At 39.0% G+C, this 13,368-nt stretch carries 9 protein-coding genes; 8 read left to right on the top strand and 1 reads right to left on the bottom strand.

What is annotated here, in order from left to right; genetic code table 11:
* Window positions 1-504: 504 nt before the first annotated feature.
* On the top strand, window positions 505-1,593 hold the full coding sequence (locus ACQKL5_RS14135; RefSeq protein ID WP_427609530.1) for a branched-chain amino acid aminotransferase: 1,089 nt from the start codon (window positions 505-507) through the stop codon (window positions 1,591-1,593).
* Between the two features lie 433 nt (window positions 1,594-2,026).
* Here the strand turns inward: ACQKL5_RS14135 and ACQKL5_RS14130 are convergent, their stop codons facing one another.
* Window positions 2,027-2,284 carry a small, acid-soluble spore protein, alpha/beta type gene (locus ACQKL5_RS14130; RefSeq protein WP_427609529.1) on the bottom strand — a complete coding sequence of 86 codons (258 nt, stop codon included), beginning with the start codon at window positions 2,282-2,284 and terminating at the stop codon, window positions 2,027-2,029.
* A gap of 263 nt (window positions 2,285-2,547) precedes the next feature.
* On the opposite strand from ACQKL5_RS14130, the gene ACQKL5_RS14125 reads away from it, so the two are divergent.
* From ACQKL5_RS14125 to ACQKL5_RS14095, 7 genes are all read left to right on the top strand, one after another.
* Window positions 2,548-3,279 carry a YqcI/YcgG family protein gene (locus ACQKL5_RS14125; protein WP_427609528.1) on the top strand — a complete coding sequence of 244 codons (732 nt, stop codon included), beginning with the start codon at window positions 2,548-2,550 and terminating at the stop codon, window positions 3,277-3,279.
* A gap of 167 nt (window positions 3,280-3,446) precedes the next feature.
* The gene (pepF, locus tag ACQKL5_RS14120; protein ID WP_427609527.1) at window positions 3,447-5,243 is read left to right on the top strand and encodes an oligoendopeptidase F; all 1,797 of its coding nucleotides are present in this window, start codon (window positions 3,447-3,449) and stop codon (window positions 5,241-5,243) included.
* 236 nt (window positions 5,244-5,479) lie between these two features.
* The gene (locus tag ACQKL5_RS14115) at window positions 5,480-7,726 is read left to right on the top strand and encodes an AAA domain-containing protein (protein WP_427609526.1); all 2,247 of its coding nucleotides are present in this window, start codon (window positions 5,480-5,482) and stop codon (window positions 7,724-7,726) included.
* Window positions 7,727-7,999: 273 nt separating this feature from the next.
* Window positions 8,000-9,001 carry an LLM class flavin-dependent oxidoreductase gene (locus ACQKL5_RS14110; RefSeq protein ID WP_427609525.1) on the top strand — a complete coding sequence of 334 codons (1,002 nt, stop codon included), beginning with the start codon at window positions 8,000-8,002 and terminating at the stop codon, window positions 8,999-9,001.
* 86 nt (window positions 9,002-9,087) lie between these two features.
* Window positions 9,088-10,110 carry an LLM class flavin-dependent oxidoreductase gene (locus ACQKL5_RS14105; RefSeq protein WP_427609524.1) on the top strand — a complete coding sequence of 341 codons (1,023 nt, stop codon included), beginning with the start codon at window positions 9,088-9,090 and terminating at the stop codon, window positions 10,108-10,110.
* Between the two features lie 103 nt (window positions 10,111-10,213).
* Entirely contained in the window at window positions 10,214-11,962 is a 1,749-nt protein-coding gene (gene pabB, locus ACQKL5_RS14100; RefSeq protein ID WP_427609523.1) for an aminodeoxychorismate synthase component I, read from the top strand.
* A 43-nt stretch (window positions 11,963-12,005) separates the two neighbouring features.
* Window positions 12,006-13,340 carry a D-serine ammonia-lyase gene (locus ACQKL5_RS14095; RefSeq protein ID WP_427609522.1) on the top strand — a complete coding sequence of 445 codons (1,335 nt, stop codon included), beginning with the start codon at window positions 12,006-12,008 and terminating at the stop codon, window positions 13,338-13,340.
* Window positions 13,341-13,368: the final 28 nt, after the last annotated feature.

Raw genomic sequence — 13,368 nt, 5'->3', positions numbered from 1 at the left:
CGTTCCTGTTTCAAATCCTCTTCTGTCAGAGGATTACATAACGAGAGTAGAGATTGGTGATATGCTAGTAAACTATTGAAAAATTATTGGTCGAAAATTATAATATTCACAAATTTGGGTAGTTGTATGATCCTGATTTTTCCAAATAAGAAGGGCGAAAATGGAGATGCCGACTATATACAAGAATGTACGTGGAAATACTTTTTATTATATTGAACAAATAAGGGAAAGATAGAATATATTCCATAGGATAATTAACTCTATGAAAACATATGTATACTATTAAAAACGATATAAAATTTAAAAGAGCGAGGAGTCGGGGGACAATTCAGTATGAAAAGAATAAAAATTCCTTTAAATAGGAGAAAAATTAAATTTTTTTTAAAAAATTCGGAAAATTTAGTTTTAAGGGCTTGAACTATGAAACCTTATAGGAGTAAACTAATTAAGATAGGTTTTATGGAAGTGAAATCTTGTAAAATTATTCAACAAGGGGTTTTGGTAATGAAGGAACATGACATGCAAATCACGCTTAGTACAACAAAGAAAGAAAAGCCAAAGGCGGACCAGCTGGAGTTCGGTAAAACTTTTACCGATCATATGTTTATTATGGACTATACACAAGGGCAAGGGTGGCATGATCCAAGAATTGTTCCTTATCAACCGCTCTCATTAGAGCCATCAGCAATGATCTTTCACTATGGACAATCTGTTTTTGAAGGATTAAAAGCATATGCAACCGAGGAAGATGAAGTTATTTTATTCCGTCCGGAGAAAAACTTTCAACGCTTAAATAGTTCAAATGATCGTTTATGTATTCCTGATGTGGATGTTGATTTTGCCTTGAAGGCATTAAAAACCCTAATTAGTATTGATAATGAATGGATTCCGAGAGCAAAAGGTACTTCATTATATATCCGACCTTTCATCATAGCGACGGAACCTTATTTAGGGGTGTCTCCTTCAGATCGTTATCAGTTCATTATCATCATGTCGCCGGTAGGTTCTTATTATAAAGAAGGTATTCATCCTATTAAGATAGCAGTTGAATCATCTTTCACCCGTGCTGTGAATGGTGGTACAGGTGAAGCTAAGACGGGCGGAAACTATGCTTCGAGCCTTAAAGCCCAAGAAGTCTCCGAAAAACTTGGTTATGCTCAAGTTCTTTGGCTTGATGGAGTGGAGAAGAAATATATCGAAGAAGTGGGAAGCATGAATGTTTTCTTTAAAATTAATGGAGAAATCATTACACCGGCTTTAAATGGCAGCATACTCCCAGGTATAACGCGTGATTCCATTATTGAATTGCTAAAACATTGGGACCTTCCAGTGAGAGAAGAACGAATTTCCATGCAGGATGTCTATGACGCTTATAAATCAGGTCAATTAGAGGAAGCATTCGGAACTGGAACAGCAGCTGTCATCTCTCCTATTGGAGAATTCCTATGGAATGGTGAAGAAATGGTAGTACAAAATGGAAAAACAGGTGAGTTATCTAAAAGGCTCTATGACACATTAACAGGTGTTCAAACAGGGAAAATTAAAGACGAATTAAATTGGATTACGAAAGTTGAAGAAAAAGTAACTCTTTAGATCGCAAAAAGACCAAGCTATAATTTGTAGGCTCTTTTCTCATATTACAAAAAATAAGCAGACATGTTGGTTTAACGACGTGTCTGCCTATTTTTGTTGTTTAAATGTTAAATTTACATAGCAAACACGTAACCGCTTCTTTCCGGTGGTTACCCTTAATGTACAGACGAAAGTTCATTTTCATTTATCCGTTGTAAACACTTTTCCATTCGCTAAATATTGCAATATTTCTACTCACGTTTACAAATGTAAAATGAAGAAATGGTTTCCCAAGTAGAAGAGGTAAATAAGCACAATCCAGCATGATTATGGAACAGGATATTAAATTCTTTATTTTCTAAACTTTTTTGGCATTACAAGCATAAAAGTCTATTGAACCGATATAAATTTAAAGGACAGATAGGCTGAGGAGGGTTCCTCTCCTATAAAAAAATTAATCACTGGTTTTGTTTAGGTTTTCCCGAGCCATTTTTACGAGTGTTTTAACCATGCTACCTCCAAGATAACCGCCAATCTTTCCTGCCTGCTTAGCTGTCATTTTTCCGTTGTATCCTTTTTTTAAAGGTACACCTACTTCCTTTGCAGCTTCAAATTTAGCATCTTCATGATTTTTTGTTCCGGCAACTCTTGCTTTTAATTGATTAAGTTCAGTCCGGGCATTTTCCACAAGGATTTTTTTTCTTCTTGTCATCCACTATCACTCCTTTGTTTTATGCTCTCCCAAAATCATAATTAGTCGTATGATTATGGTGAGACACTAACATTTATTTAAATAACATATAATTAAACTGTGATTTCTAAAGAGGGGGCAATGATTCAAATAAGTCACCTTGTTGGTGGCTTCATGGGGATTATTAGCATGATTATTCAATAATTTGAGGTGTATTAGACGTTTTATTTTATAACTTGCGGGTAAATAACTATTAATATAAATCTGGCGTGAGGAGAAATAAAATGCTGACTGCAAATTCTTGTTTATTAACGAAAGAGGATATGACCAACCCGAAGAAAGTACCGCAATGGTTGATAAAGGAATACCAAACATTTCATGATACGGTGACAGATAAGACTTTTCCGTGCTATTTTGGTATGAGGGCAGAAAATAAAGGTGAGCTGCGTTATGCATATATCACACAAGAAAATTGGTCCAATCTTCCAAAGGCTGTTGAGGAATTTCTGCAGTTATTCCAGGAGCCTCCCTATACCAGACATGGTCTTTTTGTCTTTATGGAGCCAGAAAATGAAGAAGGAGACCTAGAATTATATCGTAAGCGCTTTTGGGAGATCCTTCAATATTTACATGGCGAAGATCGAACGCCATGGCCGATAGAAAAACCAAAAGACCCTGAACATTATCTTTGGGATTTTCATTTTGCCGGAGAACCAATCTTTATCTTTGGTAATGCACCTGCCTATAAACAACGTAAAACGCGTGATTTAGGAAATAGCCTCGTCCTAGGTTTTCAGCCTCGGATGATATTTGAAGGGTTGGAAGGGACTGAAAAGGGTGGAATCATGTCACGTGAAAAGGTTCGTGAACGAGTTGAAAAGTGGGATAACCTACCGACACATCCTGATATCAGCCACTTTGGTGATGTAAACCACAATGAATGGAAACAGTTCTTCATTGGTGATGATAGTAAACCAATCCTTGGAAAGTGTCCATTTCATCATAAAGATTTATAAAAGACGAGGGCATGCTGCTCTCGTTTTTAATTTTAATTACCCAATTTAAAACATATAAAAAGAAAAATATATGGTGATTTTCCTGCAGAGCCGTTTTTCTATGCAGGTTTTTCGAAAATTCGCTTATAATAAAAGGATAGTAAAGGATATGAAAAGGGAGTGTTGTAATGAAAACGTTCAAAACGCGTGATGAAGTTAAGCAGGAAGAAACCTGGAACCTCAAGGATATCTATGAGAATCAGGACACATGGGAAAAGGATTTTCAAAAAGTCCTTAAGATGACAGATGAATTAAAAGCTTATGATGGTCATATCCATTCGGCGCAAGAGTTATATGATTACTTACATTTAAGTGAAGAGATGGGTTATATCTATAATAAACTCTATGTGTTTGCCATGCTTCAAGCGGATTTGGATACTCGGGTAACTTCATCACAGGCATTACTGGATCGAGCAGGCCAATTAGGGAGAAAGATTAGCAGCGCTTCTGCATTCTTCATGCCTTTCCTCCTAAGCTTAGATGAAGAAACACTTAAAGGATACATAGCGAAAGTTGAAGGGCTAAAATATTTTGAAGAAGATTTATTTGACTCATACCGTTATAAAGCACATGTGTTAGCGAAAGAACAGGAAGAAGTACTCTCACAAATAGGGGAAGCATTTTCAGCTCCACAAAAAACATTCGGAATGATCAATAATGCTGATATCAAATTCGGAGAAGTAACGAATGAAAAGGGTCAAAGAGTAGAACTGACCCGCGGCATGTACTCGAAATTAATAGAAGACGATGACCGGGAAAAGCGAAAAGAGGCCTATATGGCTTATTACCAACCTTATTTACAATTAAAAAATACAATAGCGTCAACTCTTTCCACGGCTATCAGGAATAATGTCAACTTGTCGAAACTGAGGAACTATCCATCTGCCTTGGAGAAATCCCTTTTTGGTGATCAAGTTCCTAAAGAAGTATATGAAAACCTGATTGTATCCACGAAAGATAATATAGAACCCATGCATAAATATATCAATTTGCGCAAAAAACTGTTGGGAGTAGACGAATTACGTGCTTATGACTTAAGCGTGCCACTTGTCGAAGGCGCTAAAGAAGAAATTTCCTATGATGATGGTTACGCAATGATGATCGAGGCGCTTAAGCCGCTAGGTGAGGAATATGTGGAAATCCTGAACAGCTTTAAAGAAAGTCGTTATTTGGACGTCAGGGAAACACCGGGAAAACGCTCAGGAGCCTATAATTTAGGACTTTATGGGGTACATCCATTCATTTTGTTGAATCACCGTGACGATCTTGACAGTGTGTTTACATTGGCCCATGAGTCAGGTCATGCCATGCATTCGTATTTCAGTTCCAAATATCAACCGAAGATTACTGCTGGTTATTCCATTTTTGTCGCGGAGGTAGCTTCAACCGTAAATGAAATCTTATTGATTCGTCACTTACTCAAAACTACTGAGGATCTCCAAAAGAAAAAGCACTTGCTTAATCATTTTATTGATAGCTTTAAAGGAACCTTCTTCACTCAGGTCATGTTTGCGGAATTTGAAAAAATCATTCATGAGAAAGCTGAAAATGATGAACCTCTTAATGTAGATGTATTAAATAATGCGTATGAATCGGTTTTTCGCACGTATAATGGCCCTGAACTTGTTTTCAATGATGAAGTGAAATATGGGTGGTCGCGAATCCCGCATTTCTATCGTCCATTTTACGTCTACAAATATGCAACTGGTTATGTCTCTGCCATTACAATAGCGGATAAAATACTTTCTGGAGACCAAAAAACCCTTGAAAATTATTTAACATTCTTGAAAAGCGGTAGCTCGGACTTTCCATTAGAATTACTTAAGAAAACAGGAGTGGATTTAACAAAACCGGAGCCGATTGAAAATGCGATGAAGATTTTCAGTAACCTGGTTGATCAATTTGCAGAGTTGACCGAAAACTAATCTAATCCAATTTTTCCAGTAGAGCCCATGGTATGCTAAATTAAAAAGTGCTATAGTTAAATCATTGGCAAAAGAGTGGCCCAATCTTTATTGATTGGGTCTTATTCTATGTGTTGGGGAAGTATACGATTTATGGATGGTTAAGTAGGTGGTTTAGCAAAAAACATTAAAACCTTAATCTCATACTAAAGCTTCCTTTTACTTTCAATAGCATAAATTATGAGGGAACGTGAACAATGAATTCAACGGTAAATTATATAAAAGAATGGCAACAGGCTCTTCAGCTTGAGATTATGCATCTAAAGAAATACGGAAGTACAAAATATTTAGTTTCCAATGGACATCTACTATCAAATGATGGTGATTTTACCTATTTCTTTGAAACGGGCTCTTCTGTGAAGGTTCCCGTCGGTTCAAACGTAAGGTTGGAATGGGGAGGAATTAAACAGGATGGTAGAGTATTATCCTCGGAGGGGAAAAGTATCATCATCTCGTTTGAACGGTCGATGGGCGATTTTATTGGTGAAGCGTTTCTTTTCCATGACCCTTGGGAGCTATTAGAACAGTTGATCACAAGATTAGATGAAATTAAGAGAAGTAAGAAAAAGAGACTGAGGATTAAGCGTCTGATGGACCCTTCCATGCCTCAAAAGCATCCTTCCCTAGCGAAACAAAGTAGTGTGAAAGAACTTTATGCTCGTTCAAAATTCAATCCAGTCACTTTCGTGTGGGGCCCACCGGGTACGGGTAAAACCTATACATTGGCACGTGTTGCAGCAAACCATTATTTCCAGGGTAAAAAGATATTAGTCCTGTCCCATAGTAACCAAGCTGTTGATGTATTGATGGCCGAGATATCTTCGTTCATAAAAAAGAAAGATCGTTTTCAAGAAGGGGACGTTCTTCGATATGGATCGCAAAGCGGTGAATCTTTAGCAATCCATGAAGATATCGTAACGGGCCAATTACTAGGAAAACATGAACCGGAATTGTTGGCTGAAAAAGAGCAACTTGCGGAAGAAAAGCGTTTATTGAAACATGATTTAGCCGGTTCATTCAGTAAAAGGGACTCCAATCATTTACTAGAATTAGAAAAGAAATTGGCTAGAGTATTGGAAAAGATCCGTCAAAAAGAAATGGAATTCGTGAAAGAAGCTAAAATCATTGGGACGACTCTTGCAAAAGCCGCTAAAGATGAAACGGTATATCAAAAGGAATATGACCTGATCATATTGGACGAAGCCAGCATGGCATACGTACCACAGGTAGCTTTTGCCGCTGCCTTATCCAAGCACATTATCATATGCGGTGATTTTAAACAATTGCCACCTATTGCTGCCGCCCGCGATTCGTTGGTGAAACTTTGGTTGAAAGAGGATATTTTCCATAGAGCAGGGGTTGCACAATCAGTTGAAGAAGGGGAACTTCATCCACATTTATTTCTCCTGAGAGAACAGCGCCGTATGCACCCAGAAATATCAGCCTTTACGAATCGTGTAGTCTACAACAATTTTGTAGGAGACCATGTAAGTGTTTCATCGAGCAGAGAAAGTATTAGATCTGCTGAACCGTTTGCAGGACAGGCCGCTGCTCTTATCGATACGAGTTATTCGGGTGAATATTGCATGACGGAGCGCACGTCACACTCCAGGCTGAATCTTTGGCAATTATTGTTGTCTTTTCAGTTGATCCATGAATCATATGTAGATGGTGCCAAATCGATTGGTTATGTGGCACCATACAGGGCACAAGCTGAATGGATGGAAAAGCTTTTGGAAGATCTGTACCGGTTAGAAAGGCAATCGACAGATATCATTGCTGCAACTGTCCATCGTTTTCAAGGAAGCGAACGTGATATTATGGTTTTTGATACGGTAGATAGCTATCCCCAGGATCGTGCAGGAATGTTATTGACAGGAAAAGAAAGCGAAAGACTCATTAATGTGGCGATAACGAGGACAAAAGGAAAATTCCTTCATGTGAGTGATACCTCTTTTATAAATAAGCATGTTTATCGTAGCAAAACGCTTCGGCAACTTGTAGATCATCAAATGCAAAATGGACAGTTAATTGCAAGGAAAGACATAGGAAAATGGGTGAAACACCAACATCCCAGATTACAGTGGATGCATGCACGTAAATTGGAAAAAATAATCGAAGATCTTATTTCAACTAAAGATGAAATGATTATGGCGATCCCGGATTTAACCCAGTTGTCTGATGAATGGAAACAAATTGTCATGAAAAGAAGCCCTGAAGTAAAGTTGACGATTATATCTGGAAATAGAAATCCGGACATTCTTTCAGATACTTTTATTTGTTTGCCGGTTTCCTTCTCGTTCATTATCTTTGATAAACGGTATGTTTGGTTAGGGGTCCCAGTTGAAACAAACAATCGAATCCACCCACCATATGTATCCGCTCGTCTAGATTCATCGATTATTGCTACAGAACTTTCTTCTCAATTTAAAAAGAATGATTGATTTGTTGGGAAAGACCTGATTTTACGGGTCTTTTTCTTTTTAATATTTTACAATTCAACTCGTTAGAATATATATAATGATCGGTTTATACAAACATCAGCATTATCCAACAGATAACCTCGGTAGAATATAACTTGTGCTGTTATCCTTAAATTTGTTGAAATCCTAAATATTTCGTTAAGAAAGGACTTGACTTGCAGGCTAATTAGACGACATTTTCCTATAGATGTTTTACGATTATACATAAAGAATTTTTGAAAGGAAGGAATGTGAATGAAACTCAGCATTCTAGATCAATCACCCATTTCGTCTGGCCAAACGGCACAACAGGCATTGCACAACTCGCTAATTCTTGCGCAGGAAGGAGATAGATTAGGATATAGCAGGATATGGTTGACAGAACATCATGATTTGCCAGGTCTTGCTTGTTCATCACCCGAGGTAATGATTAGTTATATTGGTACCCAAACGAGGAATATTAGAATTGGGGCAGGTGCTGTTTTACTTCCACACTATAAGCCGTATCGAGTTGCCGAAACATTCAACATGTTGGCTACGCTTTTTCCTGGAAGGATTGATCTCGGAATTGGTCGTGCCCCTGGAGGTTCTGCAGAAGTAACGATGGCGCTGTCTGATAATTATTTGCAAAATGTCTACAAAATGCCGGAGCTTGTACAGGAATTACTCCATTATTTGAGAAGGGACTTTCCAGACAGTCACCAGTTTTCTTCAATATCGGCGGCTCCCGTTCCGGAGACTTTACCTGTACCATGGATTCTGGGTACAAGTGAGAAAAGTGCGAAGCTTGCTGCGGAAAATGGTGTTGCTTATGCCTTCGGAGAATTCATGAGTCATAAAGACGGAGTGAAAAGCTTACAGCTTTATCGTGATCAATTTCAAGCCAAAGGGTCCCTTACATCCCCAGAAACGATTTTAACAGTGGCTGTAATTTGTGCAGAAAATGAAGAAAAAGCGAAGGAAATCGCTTTAAGCAATACGTTATGGAGAATTCAAAGCGAACAAGGGGAAGGCAATACGGTTCCCAGTGTAGAAGAGGCCAAACAATATGTATGGACGGAAAGGGAAAAAGACTTGAAGGAGAAAATAGAAGAGAAAATGATTGCTGGTTCTCCATCTCAAGTGAAGCGTCGCCTCATGGATTTACAAGAACAATATCAAGCTGATGAAATCATGTTAATCACAATTTCACATGATTTGGAGGATCGCTTGAACTCGTTTCGTTTGATAGCTAAGGAATTTATGAGGGAAGTATAAGCAATTCATGTGCAATATTCATGAATTTTCTATATGATGACTGTGCATCCCAATAATATCTTACCCAATAGAAAGTAGTGGATTATATGAATTCTGAATCATCAACAAAAGAATTGAGTGATATATCATACTCTGTACTGGATTTAGCTTCGATTATTAAAGGAGGCACAATCTCGGCAGCATTTGAAAATACGGTGGACTTAGCCCAACACGTTGAGAAATGGGGTTATCAGCGCTTCTGGGTAGCTGAACATCATAGCATGCCAGGAATCGCTAGTTCAGCGACTTCGGTGTTAATCGGCTATGTAGCTGGCAGGACAGAAAAAATTCGTGTTGGTTCTGGCGGTATCATGCTTCCAAACCATGCACCACTTGTTATTGCAGAACAGTTTGGAACGCTTGAGGCAATGTATCCGGGGAGGATAGACTTGGGGCTAGGCCGGGCGCCGGGTAGCGATCAATATACCGCTATGGCCCTTCGGGGAGATGTCCGTAATAATGGACAGGATTTTCCGGAACAGTTGGCACAGCTTCGTAGCTATTTACATCCAGATTCAAAACATAACCGGGTCCGTGCCATACCTGGTGAAGGTCAGGATATCCCGCTTTGGCTACTTGGTTCAAGCGGATTCAGTGCAGCATTATCGGCAAAACTTGGTCTCCCGTTCTCGTTTGCCAGTCATTTTTCGCCCGAGAATACTAAACCGGCTTTAGCTCGTTATCGTAATAATTTTCAGCCATCCGAAGTTCTTGATAAACCACACGCAATGGTTGGCATCAATGTATTTGCTGCAGATACTACTGAAGAGGCCCAAAAAATTTCGACCTCTTATCAACAGCAATTCTTAAACTTGATCCGAAACACTCCTGGACAAATGGCTCCACCAGTCGATACGATGGATGGTATTTGGAGTGAATATGAAAAAGCAATCGTCATGAAGCAATTGAACGCATCAATCATCGGAAATCCCGACGAAGTGAAGCAACAGTTACAGGCTTTTCTTGATGAAACTCAGGCTGACGAGATGATTATTAACTCTGCCATATATGATCATAAAGCTCGTCTTCGTTCTTATGAAATCGTTGCTGAAGTCACAGGAATGAAATAAGTGTTAGAATAAAAGGGCTTGCAGATATTGCTTCTGCAAGCTTTTTTTAAAACTTATAATTTAATATATGCGAATATTCAATTTAGAATGAAAGGAGCGAAACATGAATCAGGAAGATCCATTATCACTTATATTTCATTTTACAGATGGGCATGGAAAGATTAAACCGATGTACTTCAATGAACCGAAAGAAGTTGTAATCGCCCATAGCCTTGAGGAAGTTTTACCAGCGTTCGAAAAAGTGCAGTTCGCGATTGAGGGGGGCTTTTATGCGGCAGGTTATGTTTCTTATGAAGCGGCACCAGCTTTTGAAAAAGGTTTTAAAGTAAAAGCTGGTGTAAGAATGCCATTATTATGGTTTGGGATTTTTGAAAAACCGGAGAAGTTCTTGGATAAACCCTTGGATCCCTTTCAGGTATCGGATTGGGAATCTGAGATTGACCCCCAAACATATCATATGGGATTTCAAACGATTAAAGCAGAGATAGAGAAGGGTAACAGCTATCAGGTGAATTACACCATGCGATTACGGTCAAAGTTTAATGGGGATGACCATGCCTTTTATAACCGCCTTTTGATGGCTCAACGTTCAAACTATAGTGCATATTTGAATCTAGGGAGATATAGGATACTTTCAGCTTCTCCAGAATTATTCTTTCGATGGAAAGAGGGACAATTGGTCACTCGTCCTATGAAGGGAACAGTAAAGCGTGGCGCGAATACTGAGAAAGATTTAGATAATGCCCGTTGGTTAGCAAACTCCGAAAAAAACCAGGCTGAAAATATGATGATTGTCGATTTGCTTAGAAATGACATGGCGAGGGTGGCCGAACCAGGGACGGTAAAGGTGCCAGAGCTTAAGAATCTGGAAAAATACCCAACCGTTTGGCAAATGACTTCCACAGTCACAGCAAGGACGAAGCCAGAAACAACTATCATTGATCTATTTCGAGCGCTTTTTCCATGTGGGTCGATAACGGGTGCACCGAAAATTAAGACAATGGAAATCATCTCTGAAATCGAGTGTTCGCCACGTGAAGTATATTGTGGTGCCATTGGTTATATCACTCCGAATCGTGAAGCTATATTCAATGTACCGATACGCACAGTTGTGATTGATAAGGAAACCAATCAAGCCGAATATGGCGTGGGTGGGGGAATCACTTGGGATTCCAATCCAGCGGAAGAATATGATGAAGCTTTCTTGAAAGCAAAACTACTAGCAGAAGAACGTCCAGACTATAAGCTTTTAGAGACACTCAGGCTGGAAAATGGTACGTATTTTTTATTGGAAGAGCATATTAAAAGATTAATACAGTCCGCTAATTATTTTGATTTTTTGCTCTCGGATAAAGCACTCAGAAATCAACTGGATAAATACGCGTCATTACATCCTGACACTTTAGAAAAAGTACGGGTCCTTGTTACGGAAAATGGAGAAATTAAAGTTTCCGGGCAAATAATTGATGGGTTGAATCCGGAGCTTTCTGTTATTGTTGCCGAAAGTCCTATTAGTAGTGAAAATCCATTCCTTTATCATAAGACGACTAATCGAAGCGTTTATGACAAGTTTAAAAGAAGGCATCCCGATTTCGATGATGTTTTACTCTGGAATGAAAAAGGGGAAATTACTGAGTTCACGAATGGAAATGTCGTAGTGAAGATAAATGGAGAGCTTTTCACCCCTCCTTTGGATTCTGGTTTGCTTGCAGGGACTTATCGTCAGGATCTTTTAAAGAGAAGCAAGATGCAGGAAAGAAAAATAAAAATGAATGAAATGTATACAGCTGAAGAAGTTTGGTTTATTAATAGTGTAAGAGGAAGGGTAAAGGTCAACCTTACATATCAATGAAATATCTAGATTACCAGAATAACCATGATTTGGAGGGACTGATATGCAAGAGCAAAAAAATGCGGGATGGGCAAAAGAAGAATGGCAAGAGAACCCCTTACTTAAACGAATTATGAACACGGAAGAAATTTTTTGGCTAAATCCTAAATACAAAAGCCGTTATAGTAATCCTATTGTTCAACCAATAAAAGTGAAGGAAGCTGAGGGAAGGTTAAAAAGATTTGCTCCGTATATTGCCAAAGACTTTCCAGAAACAAAACCAATGAAAGGAATCATCGAGTCTCCCCTAATAGAAATATCTTCTATGAAGCATGAATTAGAAGAGTCTTATAATCTAGCCATTCCAGGGAAATTAATGCTTAAGTGTGATAGTCACTTACCGATTTCCGGTTCCATCAAGGCCCGTGGAGGAATCTATGAAGTGTTAAAAAAAGCGGAAGAAATAGCGATGAAGGATCGGGGGTTTAAGGAAACCGATCACTATGAATTACTGGCAAGTGATGATTACAAAGAGTTATTTACAAACTATTCCATTGCGGTGGGGTCGACAGGCAATCTAGGATTAAGCATTGGAATCATTAGTGCACGACTTGGATTCAAGGTGACTGTTCATATGTCAGCTGACGCTAAACAGTGGAAAAAGGATAAACTAACTTCCCTCGGTGTCATTGTAAAAGAATATGAAGAGGACTACAGCAAAGCTGTTGAAGAGGGGCGAAAGCAGGCCTCTCATGATCCCCGATGTCATTTTATTGATGATGAAAATTCAGTTGACTTGCTATTTGGTTATGCAACCGCAGCATCACGATTGCAAGAGCAATTGAAAGCAAGGTCGATTTTAGTAGACGAAGATCATCCACTGTTCGTGTACTTGCCATGTGGAGTGGGTGGAGGCCCTGGGGGGATCACATATGGGCTTAAATTGGCCTTTCAAGAAAATGTCCATTGCTTCTTTGCAGAGCCAACACATTCGCCATGTATGACACTTGGATTGGCAACAGGACTTCATGACAAAGTCTCCGTGCAGGACTTTGGAGTGGACAATAAAACGGAAGCAGATGGACTCGCGGTCGGAAGGCCCTCCAAGCTGGTATCGGAAATGATGACATCTATGTTGAGTGGAAGTTACACGATTGAAGATGGAAGATTATTTGAGTTACTTAGAAAGCTGGCCAAAACTGAAAATTATTACCTGGAGCCTTCTGCACTGGCAGGTGTATATGGACCGGTCCAGATGTTCCAGAGCGAAGAGGGAGAAAGGTATATTCGGGAGGAAGGATTGACAGGGAAGTTGAATCAGGCCACACACATCGTTTGGGCTACAGGGGGAAGTATGGTACCGAAAGAAATGATGGATACATACTTATCTGAGATGTAGAATCAAAAAAAAGAAGTTCAGAATCTTA

The sequence above is a fragment of the Peribacillus sp. NPDC097675 genome, assembly GCF_050277655.1.
Classification (GTDB): domain Bacteria; phylum Bacillota; class Bacilli; order Bacillales; family DSM-1321; genus Peribacillus.
This window is presented reverse-complemented; position numbering and strand designations above follow the sequence as displayed.

Bases quoted from the DNA above. Each gene is read 5' to 3' on its own strand.
- pabB (WP_427609523.1), top strand. From the start codon at position 10,214: ATGAATCAGGAAGATCCATTATCACTTATATTTCATTTTACAGATGGG.
- ACQKL5_RS14125 (WP_427609528.1), top strand. From the start codon at position 2,548: ATGCTGACTGCAAATTCTTGTTTATTAACGAAAGAGGATATGACCAAC.
- ACQKL5_RS14110 (WP_427609525.1), top strand. From the start codon at position 8,000: ATGAAACTCAGCATTCTAGATCAATCACCCATTTCGTCTGGCCAAACG.
- pepF (WP_427609527.1), top strand. From the start codon at position 3,447: ATGAAAACGTTCAAAACGCGTGATGAAGTTAAGCAGGAAGAAACCTGG.
- ACQKL5_RS14130 (WP_427609529.1), bottom strand. From the start codon at position 2,284: ATGACAAGAAGAAAAAAAATCCTTGTGGAAAATGCCCGGACTGAACTT.
- ACQKL5_RS14115 (WP_427609526.1), top strand. From the start codon at position 5,480: ATGAATTCAACGGTAAATTATATAAAAGAATGGCAACAGGCTCTTCAG.
- ACQKL5_RS14135 (WP_427609530.1), top strand. From the start codon at position 505: ATGAAGGAACATGACATGCAAATCACGCTTAGTACAACAAAGAAAGAA.
- ACQKL5_RS14095 (WP_427609522.1), top strand. From the start codon at position 12,006: ATGCAAGAGCAAAAAAATGCGGGATGGGCAAAAGAAGAATGGCAAGAG.
- ACQKL5_RS14105 (WP_427609524.1), top strand. From the start codon at position 9,088: ATGAATTCTGAATCATCAACAAAAGAATTGAGTGATATATCATACTCT.